This window comes from Nitrospirota bacterium, assembly GCA_035873375.1.
Taxonomy (GTDB): Bacteria; Nitrospirota; Thermodesulfovibrionia; order Thermodesulfovibrionales; family JdFR-85; genus BMS3Bbin07.
The window spans coordinates 104,784-128,275 of record JAYWMQ010000052.1; the positions used below are offsets into that span (position 1 = coordinate 104,784).

Genomic DNA, 23,492 nt, shown 5'->3' on the forward strand with positions numbered 1-23,492 from the left:
GCACCGAAAAACAGAGCTGAATCTGTGGCTAAATTAAAAATCCCTATTCTTTGATTTCTTTGATATCCTGAGGAAGGGTTAATTTTACAACATGGCCCCTCTTTCCGGGAGCCCCTATTTCCTTGCCATCAAAAGTCAGCCTTATGCCGCCTGCATTGCCTACCTTGAGAAAGAACTGCCGGTCTCCTGTCCATATCCTCTTCTGGCCCGGTTCCAGGATCATCGAGTAACTCAGATTATCGTCAATCTTAAGGTATATCCATGTATCTTCTACAGCCGTGATCTCAAGGACATGCTCATTTGTGTAATCAGCCTCTGCAGGGGCAACAGGATTTGGTATCATGGTCACAACCCTGTCTATTCTACTCTCTTTTTTTACTTTCCCATTTAAATCCTCAGGGCTTTTATTATGAGGATACAGCATAATCAACGGGACAACAATTAACAGAACGACTAACGGATATAGAAAAACCTGCGGGGGCAACTTTTTTTTGCGCGGGGGTGGTAAAGGCTCCTGAGCTGCTAAGTTCGCCTTCATTTGTTCTTCATAAAGCCTGATGGCCTCTGAGGGCTCAATTGAAATGGCCTTCAGAAACTCTTTTATATATCCCTTAACAAAGAACTCACCCGGTATCTTCCCGAACTCCTCGTTTTCAAGCGCCTTCAGATACTCACAGCGTATTCTTGTTATCAAGGATATCTCTTTCAGGGTATGATTAGCTTCTTCACGGTGTTTTTTGAGATACTCTCCTAACAAAACTCCACCTTGATTACAGGGATCTTTTATGACTTACTTAAAGTATATATAAACTTCTGGGAAAAATCAAGGATTTTTTTATTAATTTTCGGGAGGTTAACAAAAATTAATAAAAGGTGGGTCAAAAATGCTGCTCCGGCTACACGGTCAAGATAGAGGAGTACACTCCTCTATCTTGATTTAAACTCCGCCCCCTAAAACTTTTTCTGTAGAATATCAGATAGGATTAATACATAATAATGTTACTCTTTATGAGAATAACAAAGAAAAAAACTTTTGTCTACACCTAATCGTTAAAAAATGGTTCGATTTTGTAAAAACATCTTGTTTGATATAAAAAAGAGCAGGTTCAACCTTTTTGTTTATGTAAAGATTTCCAACACTATATCCATTCTGAACTTTCTCACAGATCAAAACCCTTTGAAAAGCTTAACAAAAACTCTAATCCTGGATGTCGGCACAGATATTGCAAACTAATACGTGTACAGTCATGAATAAAAAACATCCATGATGACAAGCCGGAACAAAGTGAAGTGAAAATCTATAATCCATCTTCAGTAACGGGGAGGTTGAGGATGAAACAAACACAAACCGCTGACCCAGAAAAACCGGACTCCCTAATTATGGCTAAAATGGTTTATAATAATCATCTGATGGAAAATCCGGAGCTTTTTGAAAAAAAGTTCTCAATCCTTCAGGAAATATCCAGCGCTATAGTCATCACAGACGACATCACTGCTATAGCAAACCTCATGCTTGACCTTGCAATCAACTACACAAACGCCGAAAAAGGCTCCCTGATGTTAACAAACGACCGGGGGGAACTGTATATCCTTGCCGCAAGGGGTATAGATATTCAACTCATCAAGACTTACAGAATAAAGATAGGAGAAGGAATAGCAGGTACTGTGGCAAAGACCCTCATTCCCGTACTTGTTGAAGATATAGAGAACGATACAAGGTTTAATGAAAAGAAGAGGGACCGTTATAAAACACTGTCTTTTATTTCATGTCCAATCGTAAGCAAAAACAAGCTGCATGGTGTCCTCAACATAAACGACAAAAGGGACGGGACACCTTTTACAGAAGACGAGTTCGACCTTATCACAATTATTGCGAACCAGGCAGCCATTGCCCTTGAAAATGCCTTCCTGATGAAGCAACTGAAGTTAAAGGCTACTGAACTTGAGAATATTAACAGGAAGCTTATAGAGACGGATGTAGCAAAGACTGAATTCATTGCCAATATCTCCCATGAACTGCGCACACCCCTTAATTCAATCAAGGGAGCCATATACTATCTACAGCAATCCGTAAAAATGGCAGAGGACGAACAAAAGGAGTTTCATAATATTATTTCAAATGAGACCGGCAAGCTTATCTCCATTGTTGAAAACCTGCTTGATTTTCTCAGACTTGAAGACGAGGTGCGGGTAGTAAAAAAAAGTATTATAAATCTTGCAGACATCCTGGATGAGATATTAAACTCAAAGTCTCTGAAGGTTATACTCGCACGAAAAAATCTGCAACTGAAGATAGACATAAAAGATGGCATATCGGACATTGTTGGAGACAAGATACGGGTTGTCCAATTCTTCATTAATCTGATAGAAGGATTAAGTTACTACCTTGAAAGGGGTGAGTCCATAAGAATTACGGCAGAGGAGGATGATTTTGTAAGGGTAAAAATGACCCTTTCCAGGAGGCTGCCACAGGCAATACTGCCTTATCTCATTAACTCAAGGCACCTCTTCCATATGGACCAGCCTGAAGAAAAGTTAAAGCTTTACCTTGCAAAAAGGGTCGCTGAGTTTCATAAATGGAACCTTGCAGCAGAAAATACCGAGGATGCTTTCCTTGTATCCATTACCATTCCCAAGAGTAAAAGAGAACATGTTGAGGCTGTTGTTGATACCACTATGGAGTTGTTTATAGAGTTTATATCAGAGTTGTTAGGCCTTAATACATGTTCAATAATGCTTAGCAATGAATTAACGGGTGAACTCAGGATAAAGAGCGCAAGGGGACTGGATGAGGACGTTATAAAGCGGACAAGGATAAAGCTCGGAGACAGGGTTGCCGGCTGGGTCGCCCTCGAAGGAAAACCACTATTAATTGAGGACATAGAAAGCGACCCACGCTTTGAAAAAAGGAACATTCTGCAGTATAATACAAAATCCCTCCTCTCTCTACCTCTAAAGACAGATAATAAAGTAATAGGGGTGTTAAACCTTAACAATAAGAAAACAGCGGAACCCTTCACAAAACAGGACCTTTACATTGCGTCGTTATTGTGCGAAAGGATAACCCACTTCATTGAAAGACTCTACAGCAACGATTACAATGAGGATGACTTTAAGCAATTCATCAGCTCATTCGACAGTCTTATAAATGCTGAGAAGAGGTACCACAAGAAGAACAGCTTCATTCAGGAACTGATGTCCAGGATAATGTATAAACTGGGGGTAAGCGAGGAAGACAGGAGGGCAGCGATATACATATCCATGATATACGACCTCGGTCTTATGCTTATTGATGACAGCATACTGAAAAAGAAAGAACTTTCACCATTAGAGCATCGCATACTAAAAGTCCACTCTTATACCACAGTGGGCCTGCTCAATAGTTTCGAATTCTCCGAGTATGTTAAGGCGGCAATCCTGCACCATCATGAGAGATACGACGGCAGCGGATATCCGGATGGATTAAAAGGCGATGACATACCCTTAATCTCAAGGAGCCTTTCCGTAGTGGACGCCTTCTGTGCAATGATCACAGAGAGGCCATATAAAGAAGCCCTCACAAGGGATCAGGCACTGGAGGAAATCAGGAAAGGCTCAGTCACCATCTATGACCCCAAGGTAGTTGCGGCGCTTGAAATGGTACTGCAGGAGCTTCAGGACGCACTATAAAGACCATGCTTTTTCATAAGGTCATAGAGGGTTGGCCTGCTAATACCAAGCTCTCCGGCAGCCCTAGCAATGTTTCCCTTGTGCTTCTCAATCGCAGTAAGTATCACATCTTTTTCGACTCTGTCCCTTGCCTCTCTAAGGGTCATGCCTGCAAATGTGGAGACACTTTGGCCTGAACGTGTTTTAAACCCAAGGTCTTCAGGTTCTACAACTGAATCCTCAGACATGACAACGGCCCTCTGTATCCTGTTTTCGAGTTCTCTCACATTACCAGGCCACTCATAAGACTGCAGCAGATCCATCGAGGAAGCACTAAAACCCTTCAACTTTTTTCTGAAATCCTCGCTGAATCTCATCAGAAAGAGATTGGCAAGGAGCATTATATCCCCCCCCCGTTCCCTCAAGGGCGGGAGCTTAATCATTAGAACACCTATCCTGTAATAGAGGTCTTCTCTGAATTGTCCCTTTTCTATAGCCTCTGATATATCAACATTTGTGGCAGCAATTATCCTTGTGTCCACATGAATATCTACCCTCCCACCTACACGCTGAAGGGTCTTCTCTTGCAGAAACCGCAGTAGTTTTACCTGAAGATTGGCGGGCAGCTCACCTATCTCATCAAGAAAAAGAGTCCCCTCCCGGGCATATTCAACTTTTCCCAGCACCTGAGTATTGGCCCCTGTAAAAGCCCCCTTTTCATGTCCGAAGAGTTCTGACTCAAGGAGGTTCTCCGGGATAGCACCGCAGTTTATCGGGACAAAGGGGCCGTCCTTTCTCAGACTCAAGGAATGTATAGCCCTTGCAACCAGTTCCTTGCCTGTCCCGCTTTCACCCTGGATCAGCACCGAAACATCAGATGGGGCCACCTTCCTGATAGTTGAAAATACCTCTGAGATCGCAGAGCACTGCCCCACCATGCCACCCATTTTAATTGCCTTCTTATCAAGGGCATGCCGCAAACTGCGATTTTCTTGTTCAATGTTATATAGGTGAAAAGCCCTGCTTACACTAACCCCCAAATCTTTAAGGTCTATCGGTTTTTGATAATAGTCATACGCCCCTACGTGAATAGCCCTGAGGGCATTTTCTCTATCGTCATTTCCTGTTATTACTATAACCTTGGTAAAGGGATGGATATTGAGTATCCCCTCAAGAGACCTGAACCCCTCCTCTGTTCCGTCCCTGTGAGGCGGCAGACCGAGATCAAGGGTTACCACTTTTGGTTGATGCTTCTTAAAGAGAGAGAGGGCGCTATTGCAATCTTCTGCAAGAAGGAGGGAATACTCTTTTTTAAAGCCCCATTTAAGCTGCTCCCTTATCTCTTCGCTGTCTTCAACTATTAATAGCTTTTCCATTTGTAACCAATTTCAGCGGCCAAATTTTAGTTTTTTACACCAGTGGTTTCCCATCAAGTCCGTCTGTATTGATGTCAAGCAATTTTAATACAGTAACCCCTGCATCGATTATATCAGGTGCATCACAACCTGCAGGCCTGTTTATATAAAAGGTGGCATTCCCCCGTGTATGTCCTCCGGTAAATGCCCCCCCCTTGCCGACCAGCTCATTCTTCCTTATCGATCCTTTCAGGTCATACCCCTCAGTGGACAGCACAATCAGGTCGGGGGCCTCAGGCATACATTCCCCGCTATATAACTCCTCTTTGAAAAAGACATCCTTTATAACACTCTCTCCATCTATTTTCAACAATAGCAGGTCCTCTCTAATTGCATTTCTGAGGTCTTCGTAACTGTTTTTTTCAACACAGCCACGAGCAAACTTATCTTTCAGGTGTATATACACCCTTGACGGATCAAGGACAAACGCCTTTGATTCACTGTCGAGGGCCCCAAAAGATTCCGGCTCTTTCTTGTTGAAACTCAGATAACCCTTCTCTTTCAAGTAAACGTTCAGATAGACCTCTTCTTTTATGGCCGTGAATCCGTGATCAGATAACATAATAAAGGGTATCTCAGAATCAAGCTTTTCATGAAAAGCGCCTATAAACCTGTCAAGCTCCCGATAAAAACTTATAAAAAACTCATGTTGCGAATGGGATGTGTCATCCAGTGCAGCCCAGAGATAATGGTGCAGCCGGTCGGTCTCTGTAATTGCGGCAATAAAGAGGTCCCAATCCTCTGAATCATAAAGGTAGTTTATAGCTTCAATCCTTTTTCTGAAGGTCAGGATAATATCATCAGTGAATTCATCCATGGACTTTACCGCCTTTCCGGCATCCACGTCAAGCCGGTATCCGGTACTGCTCAGATACCGGTACATTGTATCAGGATAGGATGCATTCCTGAGGTCAAGTGCTACAAAGCCTGAGACAAGCATTCCGTTCAATGGTCTTGCCGGATAGGTCGACGGGATATTTACTACAATGCTCCTTTTGCCGTTATCCCCGGCTATCTCCCATATCGTCCTGCTTTTGAGATCATTGAAGTTGGGAAATCTCCACGAATAAGTATTCTTATCAACCTCCGTAAACCCGTATATACCGTGTCTCCCCGGATTCACTCCAGTCATAAAAGTGCTCCAGGACGTTGATGATACCTCCGGGATTGAGGCATTCATGCTGCAGAGAGTCCCCTCCTGCCGCAGTCTTGCTATATTAGGCATGATGCCTTCATCAGCAAACCTGTTCAGCAAAGAACAGGGAACGCCGTCAAGCCCCAGGACAACAACTTTCTTAGTTTTCTTTTTAAAGAGACTTCCTAACATGACACCTGTTTCTCCTCTGGCTCATACGTAAAAATTACACCTACCTGAATTGATCATCACATATAACCCAGCTCACTGAGACGTGCCTTGATCTTTTCATCATCCTTTACACTTTCAATTACATCTCCAGGCTCCTCTTCCTGTGCTGTAATGCCACCGGTCTTCCTGTTTCTGTATAGTGAGTCGTCAACTACCTTAATCATTCGATCCGTATCGAGAATATTATTTAAAAATTCGTTCAGGATCCGGATATTTTCCTGAGGTTTCCTGAGCATATCATTATAGTCCACATAAAGGACTTCTATATTCTGCTGTCCTGAAAACCATTTCTCTATTTCTTCAAGGTGTTTACTGAACAATCTCCGCATCTCTTCATCCTCAATATTATCCTCAGTCCCCATCCTATCAAGCATCTTCCTCTGCGACAGTAAAATCTCCTCCAGATTCCTCTTCATAAAAATCAATCTATATTTTTTATCTGAAGGCAGATCATACAATAATGTAGAAGCCATTTTAACAACTTTGCCCTCAACATCATCCAACCAGGAAGTATCCTCTTTGATCTTTTTCACTTTCTCGAGTTCATAGTAGCCCTCAGGATTATCCTCATCTGCCTTTCTGATATTATCTGTCACAATTTCCATGCCTCCGGATTGCAACATCTTCATCATCATTGAGGTACCTGAGCGTGGTAAACCGGTTACAATTGTTAACTCGGGCATTTGCATCATTAAGCTCCTCCTATTTAAATTATGTCTACAATCCGCGAAGAATTTTGAAGTAATTGAGAAGCTGAGAAAAGACCGGAAATCCTCACGATGGCTTCACGATAATCTTAAATACTTCCTGTATGTTATTTTAACCGGATTTGAGCGATTTTATCTCCCCGCTCATTTAAGGCTTCTGTTGAAATAATGCAGGTATAATAAGCGGGGTTCTTTTCTGTCAACGCAGTACTCTGATGGCAAGGTATGGCAGGTACGGGCTTAAAAACTCTAAAACGTTAAGGAGACGTGGTTTTAAACCACGTCTCCTCTTCAAAATCAACAGATATAGATTCTTCAATAAAAATCTTCCAATTCTTAAACCCCGAAACTTCTCCTAATAAATCCACTTTAGGCGAACCGATGTTACCGTCTTCCGGTCCTGCGAATCTTCCGCCCCATGAGTCCAACGCCTACTAATGCTGAGCCAAGAAGCAACATGGACCCTGGTTCAGGCACCGCAGTGGAACCACCATCTCCACCGCCAAGGGTGTCACCCGCCATCCAGGACTGAGACCATATCTGCCCCTCGCCCCAGTCGTGCAAGATACCTGACGAGTCATACCAACTGACGCTTGTCAGGGCCTCAGTGTAGAGGGTCAGGTTGAGCATGCCCCTGATCGACTCCCCTTCTCCTATCGTAGTACCTCCAGATGCCAGGACATAGTAGCTATCCGGTATCTCATCAATTATTGCCGTCCAGTCACTGGGATCGACCCAGGCAGAACTGCCGTCAGAGAGGGTAAAGCTGTAACCAACAAAGATATCCTTTTCAAACTCCACTGAAAGGAAATTCATCTCAGCACCGCCAGCGCTGTACGCGACATCAAAGAGGTACATCACATCAAGGGAAGATGTCCCGTCCCCGTTGTCGAACAACGTAGAATAATCAGGCAAAACGTACCCCTCGACTTCAATGAAAGGATATGCCTCTGATACAGAAAACGAAGCAAACAGCATTATCACAATCCCTACCACCAAAATGGACAATCTCTTCTTCATTAGTATATTCCTCCTTTTAATTCTGAACTCACACCAGAATACTTAAAATTATGCAATTGTTGTACCATGAATACAAGTCTCTGTTTTTAAAAAGAATTTGCTGAAACATCACGTCTACAGCAAACCTTTTTGTAAATAATTCCGACACTATCATTATGAAAAACCTTACAATCGGCTCCACCGCAATGACTTTTACTTCCCAAAGCTAAGGAAATCTGCCAGCCTGGGAAAAACTTCTCCAGCAAACTCCATCTGGATAGCGAACGGACTTCTTCCGCTGCCGGACCTGAAGGGCCCCGAGAATACCTTTACCAGAACCACATTTGTCCTGCGGTTAAGTATGGCGTCAATCCCGTAAAGCAGGCGTCCCCTGAACCTTTTTGTAGTAACTCCACGGGGGGTCTGATACCAGTAAAGGAGTGAGATGTTATAGTCGCCTTTTGCAAAAAGCACTTCTCTTACGGGGAAACGCTCACCCTTTATCTCTATAACCCTCTCTCCCTCTTTAACAGAATCCCACATATATCCAGGATCCAGGTAGTCTCCGGAAAAAACGTCTGAACCCTGGCGAAATTTCCCCCAGTAGCCGATATAGAGAGACAGGGGCATTCCTTTTTCACTTGTATATTTCCTGTAGAGTGATTGGCCTGTGTCAGAAGGCAGTCCTGCAACCTGTTCTGATATCTTCTGACCTGTCCACTTGCCTATATTGACAGGAAAGAGGGAAAGGTCCTGTTTAAGCGGAACGGGATCACCATAGGGAACCTGGTTAACAAACAGACAGGTTAACCCCACAATAACAATGACTATTATGTATCTCTGCGCTCTTCGTACCATCTGAGGATATAACCTATCAGGAAAATTGTTATCACTCCCGCAGGGGTAACAAGCCCCCATGCATATTTGTGGAAATCCATGGCAATCGTGTTGTCGTAGATGTAAGAAAGGAGCCCTATTCCAAAGATTCTAAAGACATTTACGAATATACCCACAATCACTGCTGCAGCAATGATTGCAATCCAGCTACGGTAAGACTTCAGAAACAGATAGGCAAAAGCAGTGGAAATAGCAAGGAGGGAAATAACCGTCCGCAACCCGCTGCATGTCTCATGGACTAACAGGGATATGGAAGTAAGGTGTATAACGTTTCCCTCCAGAAAGACAGGTATATTCACGAATGAAAGAAGAGTTGCCGCCATGTAAGCGATAAAATATTTTAGCGGACCAGCCACAGCAAAGTATATCGGATAGGGAATAGGCAACATGAACAACAGGAAGAGAATGGGAACAAGTGTGATTTTGAACAGATCCTTTCCATAAATAACGAGAACGGCAGCTGCGATAATAACAACGAATGCAATGGCCTCGGCAAACAGGACATACGTATATCTTCCTATAATAAATAAACCAAGGCCGCAAACTAACAGGACAAGACCTTCCTTTGAAAAAAAAGGCTCATCCCGGTTGAATTGCAATTCTCTCAACTTCTTCCTCTGAACCCATAGGAAATAGACGGAGAAGAGGGGAATCAGAAAAACATAGGAAGACTCCCGTTCGTGCTCCCAGTAGGCATTCAGTTCTGAAAAGAAGGGATAAAACAGCAGGACTGATATTCCTGCCAAAATCGAAAATAAAATAAATGATTGCAATTTATCTTTCATAAAGTCTTCAAATGAACCGGTTCTTACAGATTTATATATCGAGATCTCCTTCTAAAAAATACCAGTTGTCCCCTTGAAGCAGGTAAGGGGTTAACGGAGATGTTTTGTCGCTATAAACCAACATGCTGCTGTCTTCTTCCTTGACGAGAAAAAAACCGAAATTCTTTAACTGCCTGGTCAACATGCCGCCCCCAAGGTAGCGTATGGAGATGGAACCAATTCCCTCCCGTCTCATATAAAGAATGAACTCTGCAAAGAGTGAGTCTCCAATCGACTCTGCATCAACAAATAACACGTCCGCAATATAACACGCATTGTTCTCTGTATAGTAAACAATATATCCATGGATATATTGTTCATGGTCAATGAATGCAAAAATACTGTAGTCGTGATGAGGAGATTCTTTATACCTCCAGCTCAGAGCTTCTGAATTCCGCTCTCCTGCTATTTTAAACTGACTTAAAGCCTTCTTCCATAACAGGTCAAATCTCTCATCAAAAAATACCGGCATCTCAATTGAAACATTCCGGGGTCTTCTGTATCTGCTTTCTCTGGAAAACCCCTTTAAGCCAAGGTCTATAATCCCAGAAAATATCCTTGCAACCGGCGCCGGCGGAAGGTAGTGTCTGAGTTTATACTCTGCCTTTAATATCTTTATATACCTGTTATATTTGCCAAGTTCAGAATAACCTATTCTCAGAAATATCGGCTCTGATAGTTTATTCGGAACACCATATATAAACTCAAGGCCGTTATCTTTATGAGCCGACTGGATCGTCCTCTGGAGTCCTAATGCCGGACCATATGCCCTGTGCTCCCTGTCAACTGCAAAATCACCGGCTATGGCACCATATACTGCCTTACCCAATACGTATATCCTTCGCGGAAAAAGGGATCCGGAACCAACGCACCTGCCTGAATCTTCTTCACTTGCCAGCCAGCAGTGGGCCTGCCCATGGGGCGATGCAGTATAGTTCCAGACATACCGCTCCTCTGAAATGTCCTTAAGATTTCTCTTCAGTACGGGAAGCAGATCATCTCTGTTTTTTTCTATATCTGCTTTGACAATTCTGTATTTCTTCATATACCCAGCCTTTGCTTAATCATATCCAACTGTTCACTTTGAGGCGGGTCTTTAAACCTGTAAAGCCCTTCTTCCCTGCTCATTATCCCTTCTCTGACCATCTTTGCAATCTCAAATGCATATGGATTATACCCAAACTGCTGCTGATGGACATAATTGGCATATGTATTGAGGAGGCAGTTTGTTGAGTTCGGGTCAGTATCTTCAGGCCTCACCCATCCGAGCTCACCAAGCCGTTTGTAAATCTCCGTTTCATTGTACTCCAGAAAGGCAAGGGGATGAATGTTATAAGGGAAGAAATCAGTTTTCCTAAAGTGATGCTCCTCAAGAAAATAATGATTCACTTCACGGCCGAACCTCTCAACAAGAGGCACCTGAACGGTTTTCTGGGCAGCCCTGATCAGGGATGGATTGGTCCGCATTACCGAGGACTGTACAGGGGCCTGCCCGGGTGACCAACCATACCCGACAAAAGGAATCTCCTGCTCTATGGCTATCCTGAGGGCCGTAAATTTCACTATGCTGATACAGGATGTACAGATTGTGCTTGCCCTCTGAAGGGTCTTTCCGGAATAAAAAACCTCTGTTGCAGCTCCTGCAAATATCTGTTTCAGGAGATCAAACCGGGGTTTGAAAAATATATGGTCCACCCCGACACCTTCAACCATCCTCCTGATATTCTCTATGGCCACAGGGGAAATGAAGCCATTGTCCATGGTTACCGCCAGGACCCGCAGTCCGTAATGGTTTTTAAGCAGGTCAAGGGTATAGGTGCTGTCCTTGCCCCCGCTAAAGCATACCAGACACTCGTATCCGGAACCTCTGGAACAGCGGGCAATTAGGTCTTCAAATTTCTGCCGGTACTTCTCTTTCTCTCTATTGAGTCCTTCCATACCCCCGTAATTCAAACAATAGTTGCATACCCCCTCCCCGTTAAAACGGATACCGGGAAATGTCTCGGGAAGAACGCATTTAGAGCAAATCTTCATGGGGTTGAGATTCCTCTCCTGTTGATCTTTCCTGTATCAGTCTTTGGAAGGGCAGAGCAAATCTCAACGTATTTGGGTACCATAAAGTCCTCCAGATGATCCCGGCAATACCGGAGGATATCCTTACCGGTCAGTTCCACCCCGTCTTTTGGCACCACTACTGCCTTAACGGCCTCTCCCAGTACCTCATCAGGAACGCCAACAACAACAGCCTCGGAAACACCTTCCATACTGTATAGCACGTTTTCCACTTCTTTGGGGCTGACCTTTTCACCCCGTGTCTTGATTATATCGTCCTTACGGGAAACAAAGTACAGGTAACCCTCTTCATCCATATAGAAGAGGTCACCCGTATATAAAACCTTCTCCTCTGAAACAACTCCCGACTTGAGCACTTTTTCCGTCTCTTCAGGAAGCCCCCAGTATCCCTTCATAACGTTGGAACCGCATACCACAAGCTCTCCTATTACACCTGGGTCAACCCTGTTGTCTTCTTCATCCACTATATAGACATTCACACCCGGCATCCCCTTTCCCACCGAGGCGGGTCTCGTATCGATCTGCTCAGGAGGCAGGTAGGAAACCCGCTTGCACTCCGTCAGACCATACATGGAGTATATCTCCACATGGGGCAGTAACTCCTGCATTTTTAATATATGGTCTGTCGGCAGGGCAGCTCCGGTATTAGTAATGTAACGTAGCGAGGAAAAGTCGTACTTCTTCAGGTCCATCTGCAAAAGAATGGCTGAGATTGTGGGAACAATCGGGAATCCCGTCACTCTTTCCCTGGCAATCTTCTCGAGCACTGAGTGGGGATAGGTGAAAGAACGCTCCAGCACCACAGTCCCTCCAATCTTAAAGCCCATCAAGACCTGATACAGACCGTAATCAAAAGACAGGGGAAGGACATTAATTATGATATCTTCATCTGTATTCTTCAGATAGGTTGTAATAGACCATGCAGCAGAGGACATATTATGATGTGTCATCATTACCCCTTTCGGCCTTCCGGTAGAACCCGATGTGTATATCAAGGCAGCAAGGTCAAAATCCATACTCATCTTCGGCAGTGGATGTCTGGGACGAGTGGGCTGACCTAAAACTTCACTTAGCGATACAAAACGTTTGCCCAAATTCCTGGACATATCGACACCGTCCATCCCGGCTACAACAATACTCCGGAGGTGAGGGGTTTGAGACCAGCAGCCCTCGATAAAGGCAAGTTTTTTGGCCTGGGTAACCAGAACCCTGGCCCGTGAGTTATTCAGGAGATAAGTGAGCTTCTCCATCCTGGTTGTAGGGTTGACCATCATTAATACGGCTCCAACCTTCAGGATGGCAAATATGGCCAGAACTGCCTCCACTGAATTATCAAGGCAGACTGCTACCCGGTCTCCACGCTTAACTCCTTCAGCAAGCAGGGCATGGGCAAAATGATTGCACTTCTCCTCTATCTCACCATATGTCAGTCTCCTGTCCCCGCATGTAAGGGCACACTTATCCGGAAACCTCTCAGCGCTCAACTCGAGAAATTCTTCTACCCTCATTTCTCCGTCCCCTATAATGAAATCCGGTCCCTCATGAACGGCTCATTTTAGTCTTAACGAACCGGACAAGGTTAATAATGGAATCAAGGTTTTCCGGGACCAGATCCTCATCCTCTATACCTATCTGATATTTCTTTTCTAAAAAGGCCACGAGCTCGAGCACACCCGTTGAATCTATAATCCCATTCTCAAGAAAGGAATCATCATCCATGAACCCATCCTTCTGCCCAAAAAGAAAATTATCAACAACAAAGCGCCGCAGTTCCTGTCCAATTGCTTCCATTAAAAAGAGCTCCCCGTAAAGTTCTCGATAAAATGGTATATAAACAACTGAGTTGATAAAATACCAACAAGTGACATATTGTCCCTTGTCCCGATCGCCTGAGCCTTTCTGAATTTATCCACAAGCCTCTCAACCATATCCGGATTAAATACGCCAAACTCTTTAATCCTCTCCCTGGACAGGAGGTCTTCTATATATTCAAACCGTGCCCTTCCTGAACCTGGCCTGAAAAAGCTCTTCCCATCAGGCGCCCGGTAGGGCTGCTTGGGCCTGTTCCTTACCGAAAGTGGAACCATATCACCTGCACAAAGCTTGAGGATATACTTTTCATTCAGGACCTTCAGTTTCAGTGCGGAAGGAAGACCGGAGGCAAACTCAACTACCCTGTGATCCAGAAAAGGAAACCTCCCCTCCACAGAGTGGGCCATGGAGACCCTGTCACCCTGGGATGACAGTATGTATCCCGGAAGTAGATACTTGGTCTCAAGATACCCGGCCTGAGAAAGGCCGTCCCAGCCATAATAATCAGGGGGCAGGATGCCCCTTAAATCTTCGTAGCTGTCAGCTGACGTAAGTTCCGCCTTGACAGTATCAGAAAAAAAGACCTTCAGTCTCGATGTCAACTCCCATCGCGGAAGGTGGGAAAAGAAGGGATTGGAAAGGTCCCCGGTTCTTGCATGAAAAAATGCCTGAAGGTACTCAGGCGACTGCCTCTGCAGGTTTTGCATGTAAGGATAAAGCCTTTTAAGAAGGAGGGGTCTTATTTTTGAGTGCGGCTGCATCGCCCAGAATCTCCTGATCTTTGATTCCTTGAATATATCATATCCACCAAATATCTCATCAGAGCCCTCACCTGTAAGCACCACCTTATATCCCGCCTCCCTGACGAGTCCCGAGAGCATATAGAGAGGGGCAGGGGCAGTTCTCAATACAGGCTTTTCAGTATGCCGGATAACGTCCGGGAATACCCGGGCTATATCCTCACATGAACAGCGAATATCCTGATGTTCCGTACCGAAAAAACGGCTCGCCTCCCCCTGATATTCGCTCTCATCAAATTCAGGGTCTTCAAAGGTTACAGAAAATGTCTTAAGTGGCGTAGTCGTGTGGTTTTTGATCATCGCCGTCACTACTGCAGAGTCAAGTCCACCGCTCAGATATGCTCCAACAGGGACATCGGAACGGAGCCTTATACGTGTTGCATCAATAAGAAGCTCCCTGAGTCTTTCCGCATAATCCCTTTCATCCACGACCTCTCCGAGGCCATTATTATCCTGTGCATAATCAAGGTGCCAGTATTGACTTATACTGATTTTTCCATCCTCGACAATCATGTAATGGGCCGGCGGAAGTTCCATAATATTCCTGAAAAAAGTCCTTGGGGGCAGGGTAACCCAGAATGTAAAGAGTTGGTCAAGGGCGTAAAGGTCAACCTCTCTATTAACCCCTGGATGAAGTAGGATGGATTTTATCTCCGAACCGAAGATCAGCCGCCCGCCGGTAACGGTATAAAACAGTGGTCTGACGCCAATACGGTCACGGGAAAGAAATAGCCTCCTTTTCTTTTTATCCCAGATGGCAAAGGCCCACTGACCATTGAAATACCGGAGACAATCCTCTCCTTTTTCCTCGTAGAGATGCAGAATAACCTCGGTATCGGTATCGGTTGAAAACCTGTGCCCCTGTTTTATCAGTTCCTGTCTCAATTCCACGTAATTAAAAATTTCACCGTTAAAAGTGACCCAGAGAGACCCATCCTCGTTGTGTATCGGCTGTCGTCCTCCGGCAAGATCAATAATACTCAGCCGGGCATGGGCAAGACCCACACAGTTGTCTGTATAAAGACCACAATCGTCAGGTCCCCGGTATGCGGCCATCATCACCATTCTCTTCAGGAGATCCCGATCAATGCCGTCTTCTTTAAAATTAAGTATGCCCGATATACCACACATAAACAGAACCTGCACTAAGCAATTGTAATATTGTTATCCAGGACATGACCGGAAACAAACAGCTCCCTCTCACCCTATTGCGAACTCCGTTTCCTTAATCACAGGCAGATAAACCGTAAAAACCGACCCCTTTCCAGCTACACTGCTTACTTCAATTCTGCCATCATGGGCATCCACTATCTGTCTGCATTGATAGAGCCCTATTCCGAGCCCCTTTTCCTTTGTTGTCCTGAAAGGTTTAAACAGATGGTTATTAATAAAATCATCCGTCATACCACAGCCGTTATCTTCAACTCTGACATATGTCATCTCTCCATTACAACCTGTCTCAACACTTATAATCCCATTAACTCCAACAGCTTCAACTGCATTAAGCATGATGTTGAGTATAACTTTTCTTATCTCCCCGGCATCTACCATGGATACTGCAGACGTTCCATGATAATCAATCTTTATATCCGGTTTTATCTTCATAACCTCACTTACGGTCTTCCCGGCAAGGTAGTTAATATCTGTATGACCCTGATTCAGGTCCTGTTTTTCCGGGACAGTTTTTAGTCTCTGGATAAGGTCCTTCATCTTCGTCAGTGTATTTTTTATTGACTTGATCATATCTTCCTGAAATTCAGGATCATCCAGATAATCTTTGGCATTATCAAGAAGCAATGAAAGCGTAGTTGTATGGTTTTTAAGGTCATGTATTACAAACGAGGATATCCTTGCCACTGCTGCAACCTCTCTTGTCTCTGCAAGCTCTTCCGAAAGCCTGAAATTAAGCAGGGCAAGGGTAGCATGTCTGGCAATCGTTTTCATTAAATCAAAGTCTTCGTATATGAAATTTTCCTCAGCAAGTTGCTCTCCAAAAACAACAATCCCCTCGATTCTTCCGTTGTTCATCAGAGGCACCAGCAACCTTGCCCCTGTACGCTCAATGAATATAGCCTCATCCGCATCAGGCTTATACTCGCCATCAAAGGGGTTAAGTACCCTGTCCATCTCCTGAAAATACGAAACTAAGGCATCTGAAGGCTTTAATTCCATCATCTCTCCATACATGGACTGATTTGCAGCCTGGACATATCGCTTTTTATTATCATCAAGGATGTAAAGGGAGGCGCCATTAAGGCCAAAGGTCTCCCTGTATGTGGTGAGAATTACATCCCTTATATCGGCTGCTGTCCTGCAGGAGGTAAGCCGGGTAGTAAATTTAAGCCATTCTGTCCTGTAGTCGTGTTTATTGGCATAGAAGTGCTTGTTGATTAATACCTTGGCCCTTCTCCTCAGCCTCTCGGAAAACAGGATGACAAGCATGATAATGCCGGCAGTAAAGGCAATAAAGATGGAGAGATCCTTGCTGAAAGATGCCCCTAAATACCTCATTCCTTCGCCTATCAAACCAAGTAACAGAAGATAAAGTCCTACAAGTATGAGAGATAATGACCTGTAAAGGACATACCTTGATACCACAATCCTTACACCATTGCCCCTGAAAATTCTTGAGTAACCCACAAGAATCGCCGCAACTATAAATGCTCCGGACCTGACAGGTACCAGATTCATATTTATGCTTCTGTACAACAAACCCTGGCTGAAATAAAAAATTAAAACCGCCAGAATACTTCCAACTCCTATAACCTCAAATTTTATTCTCCATCTGTCAGAGGTGGATGTCACAGAAAAAGCGGCCTCAAGATGAATAAGAGCAATCACGCAATAAATCATGACCCCCATGTAAAACCAGTACCCCACTGTTCCGAGAAACAGCAGCTTTTCGGTTTGAAGGTCAGGGGAGTAGAAGAAATCATTGACAGGAAACAGAAGTGTGCATACAGGAAAAAACAGAGCCACTGCGGTCAGTGCCCACCAGGGAAAAGAGATGGATTTAACAGACCTCCAGCGGGAGTGGGAAAGGGTGAAGAGCATAAGGAAAACAGGCAGCATTGATTCAAAAAAAAGAGATATCCTTTTAAAGAAAAGAGGGCTATCCTGCAGATTCAGTGAAAGCTGATCTGCTATCTCAATCAATGCAAACAGGAATATAACAGATGAAAGGGCCACATCAGCCGCAGTCTTTCTCTTCAGGAACAGGTAGAGCGAGAGAGTTAAGAGAAGAACTGTGGCTATGGCTGATACAATGAGTTCAAACATTTTATTTCCGTCAGGATAGTCGACTGTCAGATTTGATAGATCAAAGCTTGTGAATAAAATACGGTCATTTGTTCAGGAACGATTCCCCGAACGCCTTCGGGGAATAACAGAAAAACGATTAACGTTGAAATCAGGCATTTAGCCCATTCCCGATACTGGCCTCCGGCACCATCTCTTTCAACAATCTCAAAGCACCCTCCATATCACTTCTTACAATATGCTCTTCCAATACCTTGATCCTCTGAAAAATACCATTGCACCCCTGACCATTTGGCTTAAGCATCGTTATCTTCTTATTGTCTGTTGGAATGATTCCCTCTCCCTCCCAGTAGAGTTCTTCATACAGTTTTTCTCCGGGGCGGAGTCCTGTAAATACAATGTCAATATCCTTCCCGGGCTGCAGACCTGAACGCCTGATCAAATCTCTGGCAAGATCAATGATCTTTACAGGCTTCCCCATATCCAACAAGAAAATCTCCCCTCCTTTACCCATGGCACCAGCGGTCATCACCAGTTGCACGGCTTCAGGTATGGCCATAAAATACCTTGTTATGTCGGGATGTGTTACTGTTATCGGCCCTCCTTCGGCTATCTGTTTCTTGAACAGGGGAATAGCACTGCCGTTACTGCCTATGACATTACCAAAACGGACTGCAATAAATTTTACCTTGTCACCATTTAATCCCTGGACTACCAGCTCGGATACACGCTTCGTGGCCCCCATCACATTTGCGGGATTCACTGCCTTATCAGTTGAAATGAAAACGAACTTGTTTACATTAGCCTTAACCGCCAACCTGGCAACGTTTAAGGTACCAAGTATGTTATTACGAACAGCCTCCAAAGGCTCACGTTCCATCATCGGCACATGCTTGTATGCCGCTGCATGATAAATCAGATCTACTTTATTAGCCCGCAATATTGCGCTTAGCTTTTCCGAGTCCAGGATATCGCCTATTACCGGTAATATCTGTTGGTCCGGAAACTTCTTTCTCAACTCTATCTCAAGATCATAAAGGCTATTCTCATGCCGCTCATAGAGTATCAGCATACGAGGTCTGAAATGAGCAACCTGTCTGCATAGTTCAGAGCCTATTGAGCCACCGGCACCAGTGACAAGTATGGATTTTTCTCCAATCTCTTCTTCCAGTAACTTGTAATCAGACTCCCGGCGGAATTTCAGAACATCCCTGCCCAGCAAATCATCATATGAAACATCCCTGAGCTTGTTCGTAGCGATATCGTCCTGGATCAGCTTTGCCAGACTTGGAAGAATCCTTGTTTCAACCCCGGCACTCCTGACAATCTCCGTAATCCGGACCAGGTTTTTATATCCGGATGAAGGAATGGCAATAATAACCTCATCAATCCCGAGTCTCTTAGCCAGGCCGGGAATATCTTCAACGCTTCCAAGAACCGGTATACCCTGAATATTTGTCCCCTTTTTATAGGGATTGTCATCAACAAAACCTAATACCTGAAGTCCCATCCCCGGATTGCTCCGGATCTCCTTGAGCATTAAAACCCCAGCCCTTCCAGCTCCGGCAATAAGCGCATATTTTCTGATCTTGGGCATTGCCCTCTGTTTAAACTCATAGCTGTAGCGGATTGTAAATCTGCTCCCACCCAAAAACATAAGATTAAATAGCGCCTCCAAAATAAAGACCGAACGAGGAAATTCATCGAGACCGTAAATAAATACCATGGTAATTACAAATAATACCGAACCAAGCAGGACTGCTTTAAGTGTGTCTACCAGGTCCGACATGCTTACAAACAGCCATGAACCAGTGTGTATCTTGTATACATAATAAGCTATCATCCGGCAACCCAGCAGAAGTGGCAAGGTCTCGTAAAACATCTGGAAATACTCGGGGGGCATGGTAAATTCAAACCGTAGATAAAAGGCGACAAGATACGATAGAACTGCAACCATCATCTGGAACAGCAGTATAAAAGAGGTCCTGTATTGCATCAGGAGCTTTTTTATAGTTCCGTTAAAAAGCATATAATTGTATAGAATCTTGGTCGTCATCTTTCTTATTGCTTGGTAGTTAATTGTCTCAATCTCTTCACTTTAAATCTGTTATTTATATGCAATATCCATGCTAAAAATTAAATAATATTAATTGTTGAGGCACAACTCCTTGTTTCCAAAAGATTTTTATTGATAAAAAAAAGAGAAGGGATACAAATACGCAGCATTAATTTAAACAACATGTATCCAAAAGTTACAACTTTCGATGATATTAGTGTTTCCCGGTATTAATAAAGGATATCACATGCTTGAAATAAATTGTATCTATCAGTTACATTTGTATCTAAAGAATACAGTTTCAGGAAAGTTGTCTGTTAAAGAGTCTTCCTCAGCTAATACTTTGAAGTTAACAATTCTTCATACACTCTGTTCATCTTTTCCCCAATTATTCCCCAATCATACTTTTCTATCATTAAATTCCTTCCGTTTTCACCCAGCTTCGCAGCAATTTCCGGATTTTTTAGAAGCTCTATGGTTTTCCCGGCAAAAAGTCCCGGCTCATCTGCTATTAAAAGATGTTTATTATCCTCGACCTCAATCCCTTCTGCACCCACTGATGTTGTGATCACAGGCTTGGCCAATGACAGGGCATTGAGAATCTTAAGTTTTGTCCCTCCGCCGCTTTTTATCGGGGCAATGTATACCGCTGTCTTACAAATATATGGCCTTACATCATCAACATAGCCAACAACTTCGATGTTCTTATTTGTTTTTGCCAAATGAAGTAGTTTTCTGGTAGGTGATTTACCGACAACTGTAAATTTTACCGCTGGGATTTCTTTCTGTATCAGGGGGAATATTTCTTCTATGAAAACGTCAACGGCCTCCCTATTGTATATGTTATCCATACCACCTACCCATATCATGCTGTTTGGAAGAAAAGGTGTGTCATCCGGAGCAAAATAACCTGTGTCCACACCATTTGGTATGACCACAAAGTTTGCAGAAGGGCTCATTGTCTTCAGCACCTTAAGGTCATCTTCTGATACCGCAGCACATATATTAAACCCTGCACATGCTTTTTTCTCAAAGCTCTTAAGTTTAATGTACTGCAAATACATGAATGCCTTAAAAAGCACGTTCCTACTGTTCCTTAACAAGCTGAGGATTCTCAGAGATTCAACGTTATGCTCTGTAAGGGTTGTTGGTATCCCATCAAACATGGATTGATACCTGGAAAGATGCAACATGTCAAAATGAACGATGTCGATTTTGTTTTCCTTCAATATTTCTCTTATTTTCTGCTTCATACTCTTCTGATAATACTTTTGGGCTATGTAGGGCAGAGGCGAAAAGAAATTAAGGAAAAGAGACAAATAAAACCTGACGCTTGAAACATCATCAGGAATGACAAATACGTCAGCCGTTTTGCACATCTTCCTAATTGGCTCAACATTTCTGAAATCTTCCTTGTTCTTTATAAATCCTATGAAATAGACATCATGATGCTGCGAAACATATTTCAACACATTGTAAGTTCTTATATAATGTCCGTGGTCAGGAGGGTAGGGATTTTCTGTTGACAGAAATAATATATTCATCTTATTCCTCAGCACTATATTTCAATTCAGACTTTTCTCAGATATCTGGACCAGAGTGCATAATATCTTTTATTGCCGAGAACTTTCTTAATACCGGCCTTGAAATAATGTTGTGCCCTGCATAGTGCAACATATCTTTGGTTCCTGCTTACAATAGCCTTGAAATCCTGAAAAGAAGTCTTTCTTGTCATAACAAAACGGTTTAATATTAAAAACCCACTTTCGAGCGAATCCAGTTTATTTAAACCCGGCACAGAAGTACACACCCCTTTATATCCAACCTCTTCTGCCATTGTCAAAACATCCCTTGAGAAAAATCCACCAGGTATTGAAAGGACAGTAACAGGGATACTCAGTTTCGATTCAAGTACTTTTCTGGAGCCATCAAGCTCTTTGTGGAGATCATCGCGGCTCAGATCAGACAGAAAGGGATGGGTTAAACTGTGTGATTGTATAGACATCCCGGCTGCACTCATTTCTTCAAGTTGTGTCCAGGTTGCGAACTTTTCAGTTCCAATCCAGTTGACTGTTATAAAAAAAGTGGCGGTAAATCCATATTTCTTCAATATTGGAAATGCAATGGAATAATCACTGTAATTTCCGTCATCAAAAGTGATTGCAACCCCTTTTCCCTCAGTCACGCCAGAATTATCTGTTTTGAAAAAATCATCAACCGGAAAGCTTTGAAATCCATTGTCTGAAAGATACCTGATCTGCGTTTCAAAATCCTTCTTGTTAATTTCATACTTTTCGCTATTCAAGTCTTTATCAAATAATGCATGGTAAAGTAATATGGGTACTTTCATGAGATATTCTCCGAAGAACTGCCCGATATTAGTTCATTATATAAACCAAGATACCTTTTGCTCATGTTTTGTGAAGAATATTCGTTCCTCAATTTTATATAACCTCTAACAGCTAATTTCTCCGCCTCCTCCCTGTTTCCCATAAGCTCAATAATAGCATCTCTTAACCCGGCAATATCCCCAGGTTCAATTAATATTCCGGCATCATCTTTTAACACCTTTGGAACTGCCCCTACCCTTGTAGCAATAACCGGCTTCTTCGCTGCCATTGCCTCGAGAAGTACCATGGGAAGACCCTCTTTTATGGAAGGCAGGACAAAGATATCCATCAGTGACAGGAGTTCAGGAATATCCTTTCTGTATCCCGCGAAAATAATCTTATCTTCAATACCTAAACTAACCGCCTCTTCCATCAGATATTCCCTCAAAGATCCATCGCCTACAATAAGGAACCTGACTGATTTGTGTATCTCGATTACTTCCCTTGCTGCCTTTAACAGATTACCATGAGCTTTTTCATGACCCAGGTTCCCTATCGTTCCAATTACTTTGGAATTTTCGTTCAGACCAAATTCTTCTCTAAGGTTTTCAGCTGATATTTCCCTGTTAAACCTCTCCAGATCAATACCGTTATCAATCACCCTTATCTTTTCTTCAGGAACCAGGTATTTTAACATGTCCGCCTTAACTCCCTCTGAAACAGCAACAATTCTTCCAAAATAACGTATCCATAGACTGTCAAGAAAACAGTATATCTTTAGCTTCCAGTGAGATTTCAGCCAATTATGATTGGTTGTTATTGTTCCAATATTGCTTTTAGACGCTAACAATCCGTAAAAGTTTGATTTATAACCGTGGCAGTGGACAACATCAATATTTTTTTCTCTTATAAATGCCCGGATTGAAGCGATAACACTCAGATCAAACTGACTTTTGCAGGGGAAAATCGCCGTCTCTATGTTATTGGCCCTGGCTTCATCTACGGTTTCTACATGAGGGTTGTATTCGTTCTTTATAATACCTACAATCGGATAGCAATTATGGGTCTTCTGTAAGCTCTTTGACAGCTCAAGTACCACCCTTTCCGCTCCAAACAATCCTTCACTGCTTATCAGTTGTAAAACACGCATTTTTCAATTATTAAACTATTAACCCGGCAACTATTCAGAGAGACATATTCGTCAAAATCAACCACTTAAGAACTTGTTGTGTAAACTCTTGTTTTGTCACCCCTGAACTAAATTCAGGGCAGGCTCTGAACCATGTGCTGAACTTGTTTCAGTATTG

At 43.3% G+C, this 23,492-nt stretch carries 18 protein-coding genes; 1 reads left to right on the forward strand and 17 read right to left on the reverse strand.

The annotated features are described in order from the left end of the window. Nucleotides 1–43: 43 nt before the first annotated feature. Nucleotides 44–757, reverse strand: coding sequence for a RodZ domain-containing protein (locus tag VST71_11215; GenBank protein MEC4686289.1), 714 nt, complete (start codon nt 755–757; stop codon nt 44–46). A 575-nt stretch (nt 758–1,332) separates the two neighbouring features. On the opposite strand from VST71_11215, the gene VST71_11220 reads away from it, so the two are divergent. After that, nucleotides 1,333–3,669, forward strand: a complete 2,337-nt coding sequence (locus VST71_11220; GenBank protein MEC4686290.1) for a GAF domain-containing protein — start codon at nt 1,333–1,335, stop codon at nt 3,667–3,669. Here the strand turns inward: VST71_11220 and prsR are convergent. The 16 genes from prsR to VST71_11300 form a co-directional block, all read right to left on the reverse strand. Beyond that, nucleotides 3,654–5,024, reverse strand: coding sequence for a PEP-CTERM-box response regulator transcription factor (gene prsR, locus VST71_11225; GenBank protein MEC4686291.1), 1,371 nt, complete (start codon nt 5,022–5,024; stop codon nt 3,654–3,656). The genes VST71_11220 and prsR overlap by 16 nt on opposite strands. A gap of 34 nt (nt 5,025–5,058) precedes the next feature. After that, on the reverse strand, nt 5,059–6,390 hold the full coding sequence (locus VST71_11230) for an alkaline phosphatase family protein (GenBank protein ID MEC4686292.1): 1,332 nt from the start codon (nt 6,388–6,390) through the stop codon (nt 5,059–5,061). A gap of 56 nt (nt 6,391–6,446) precedes the next feature. Then, the gene (locus tag VST71_11235) at nt 6,447–7,121 is read right to left on the reverse strand and encodes a sulfotransferase domain-containing protein (GenBank protein MEC4686293.1); all 675 of its coding nucleotides are present in this window, start codon (nt 7,119–7,121) and stop codon (nt 6,447–6,449) included. Nucleotides 7,122–7,520: 399 nt separating this feature from the next. Next, nucleotides 7,521–8,156 (reverse strand): PEP-CTERM sorting domain-containing protein, encoded by a 636-nt coding sequence (locus VST71_11240; GenBank protein MEC4686294.1) that lies wholly within the window; start codon nt 8,154–8,156, stop codon nt 7,521–7,523. 192 nt (nt 8,157–8,348) lie between these two features. After that, nucleotides 8,349–8,993 (reverse strand): EpsI family protein, encoded by a 645-nt coding sequence (locus VST71_11245; GenBank protein MEC4686295.1) that lies wholly within the window; start codon nt 8,991–8,993, stop codon nt 8,349–8,351. Beyond that, on the reverse strand, nt 8,966–9,817 hold the full coding sequence (locus tag VST71_11250; GenBank protein ID MEC4686296.1) for an exosortase/archaeosortase family protein: 852 nt from the start codon (nt 9,815–9,817) through the stop codon (nt 8,966–8,968). Before VST71_11250 ends, VST71_11245 begins: the two co-directional genes overlap by 28 nt. A gap of 31 nt (nt 9,818–9,848) precedes the next feature. Beyond that, entirely contained in the window at nt 9,849–10,901 is a 1,053-nt protein-coding gene (locus VST71_11255) for a GNAT family N-acetyltransferase (protein ID MEC4686297.1), read from the reverse strand. Then, on the reverse strand, nt 10,898–11,890 hold the full coding sequence (locus tag VST71_11260) for a hypothetical protein (GenBank protein ID MEC4686298.1): 993 nt from the start codon (nt 11,888–11,890) through the stop codon (nt 10,898–10,900). The genes VST71_11255 and VST71_11260 overlap by 4 nt, the downstream gene beginning before the upstream one ends. Beyond that, nucleotides 11,887–13,437: an AMP-binding protein gene (locus VST71_11265; protein ID MEC4686299.1), complete on the reverse strand. Its 1,551-nt coding sequence runs from the start codon at nt 13,435–13,437 to the stop codon at nt 11,887–11,889. The genes VST71_11260 and VST71_11265 overlap by 4 nt, the downstream gene beginning before the upstream one ends. 31 nt (nt 13,438–13,468) lie before the next feature. Continuing rightward, nucleotides 13,469–13,720 (reverse strand): acyl carrier protein, encoded by a 252-nt coding sequence (locus tag VST71_11270; GenBank protein ID MEC4686300.1) that lies wholly within the window; start codon nt 13,718–13,720, stop codon nt 13,469–13,471. After that, complete coding sequence (asnB, locus tag VST71_11275; protein ID MEC4686301.1) at nt 13,720–15,672, reverse strand: asparagine synthase (glutamine-hydrolyzing); 1,953 nt, start codon at nt 15,670–15,672, stop codon at nt 13,720–13,722. The genes VST71_11270 and asnB overlap by 1 nt, the downstream gene beginning before the upstream one ends. A gap of 69 nt (nt 15,673–15,741) precedes the next feature. Next, nucleotides 15,742–17,820 carry an XrtA/PEP-CTERM system histidine kinase PrsK gene (gene prsK / locus VST71_11280; GenBank protein ID MEC4686302.1) on the reverse strand — a complete coding sequence of 693 codons (2,079 nt, stop codon included), beginning with the start codon at nt 17,818–17,820 and terminating at the stop codon, nt 15,742–15,744. A 130-nt stretch (nt 17,821–17,950) separates the two neighbouring features. Then, nucleotides 17,951–19,855 carry a nucleoside-diphosphate sugar epimerase/dehydratase gene (locus tag VST71_11285; GenBank protein ID MEC4686303.1) on the reverse strand — a complete coding sequence of 635 codons (1,905 nt, stop codon included), beginning with the start codon at nt 19,853–19,855 and terminating at the stop codon, nt 17,951–17,953. A 335-nt stretch (nt 19,856–20,190) separates the two neighbouring features. Continuing rightward, a complete protein-coding gene (locus VST71_11290) occupies nt 20,191–21,399 on the reverse strand; it encodes a glycosyltransferase family 4 protein (GenBank protein MEC4686304.1) in 1,209 nt (402 codons plus the stop codon). A gap of 26 nt (nt 21,400–21,425) precedes the next feature. Further along, nucleotides 21,426–22,205 (reverse strand): polysaccharide deacetylase family protein, encoded by a 780-nt coding sequence (locus VST71_11295; protein MEC4686305.1) that lies wholly within the window; start codon nt 22,203–22,205, stop codon nt 21,426–21,428. Then, entirely contained in the window at nt 22,202–23,284 is a 1,083-nt protein-coding gene (locus tag VST71_11300) for a glycosyltransferase (protein ID MEC4686306.1), read from the reverse strand. The genes VST71_11295 and VST71_11300 overlap by 4 nt, the downstream gene beginning before the upstream one ends. Nucleotides 23,285–23,492: the final 208 nt, after the last annotated feature.

Bases quoted from the DNA above. Each gene is read 5' to 3' on its own strand.
- VST71_11220 (MEC4686290.1), top strand. From the start codon at position 1,333: ATGAAACAAACACAAACCGCTGACCCAGAAAAACCGGACTCCCTAATT.
- prsR (MEC4686291.1), bottom strand. From the start codon at position 5,024: ATGGAAAAGCTATTAATAGTTGAAGACAGCGAAGAGATAAGGGAGCAG.
- VST71_11230 (MEC4686292.1), bottom strand. From the start codon at position 6,390: ATGTTAGGAAGTCTCTTTAAAAAGAAAACTAAGAAAGTTGTTGTCCTG.
- VST71_11235 (MEC4686293.1), bottom strand. From the start codon at position 7,121: ATGATGCAAATGCCCGAGTTAACAATTGTAACCGGTTTACCACGCTCA.
- VST71_11240 (MEC4686294.1), bottom strand. From the start codon at position 8,156: ATGAAGAAGAGATTGTCCATTTTGGTGGTAGGGATTGTGATAATGCTG.
- VST71_11245 (MEC4686295.1), bottom strand. From the start codon at position 8,993: ATGGTACGAAGAGCGCAGAGATACATAATAGTCATTGTTATTGTGGGG.
- VST71_11250 (MEC4686296.1), bottom strand. From the start codon at position 9,817: ATGAAAGATAAATTGCAATCATTTATTTTATTTTCGATTTTGGCAGGA.
- VST71_11255 (MEC4686297.1), bottom strand. From the start codon at position 10,901: ATGAAGAAATACAGAATTGTCAAAGCAGATATAGAAAAAAACAGAGAT.
- VST71_11260 (MEC4686298.1), bottom strand. From the start codon at position 11,890: ATGAAGATTTGCTCTAAATGCGTTCTTCCCGAGACATTTCCCGGTATC.
- VST71_11265 (MEC4686299.1), bottom strand. From the start codon at position 13,437: ATGAGGGTAGAAGAATTTCTCGAGTTGAGCGCTGAGAGGTTTCCGGAT.
- VST71_11270 (MEC4686300.1), bottom strand. From the start codon at position 13,720: ATGGAAGCAATTGGACAGGAACTGCGGCGCTTTGTTGTTGATAATTTT.
- asnB (MEC4686301.1), bottom strand. From the start codon at position 15,672: ATGTGTGGTATATCGGGCATACTTAATTTTAAAGAAGACGGCATTGAT.
- prsK (MEC4686302.1), bottom strand. From the start codon at position 17,820: ATGTTTGAACTCATTGTATCAGCCATAGCCACAGTTCTTCTCTTAACT.
- VST71_11285 (MEC4686303.1), bottom strand. From the start codon at position 19,855: ATGACGACCAAGATTCTATACAATTATATGCTTTTTAACGGAACTATA.
- VST71_11290 (MEC4686304.1), bottom strand. From the start codon at position 21,399: ATGAATATATTATTTCTGTCAACAGAAAATCCCTACCCTCCTGACCAC.
- VST71_11295 (MEC4686305.1), bottom strand. From the start codon at position 22,205: ATGAAAGTACCCATATTACTTTACCATGCATTATTTGATAAAGACTTG.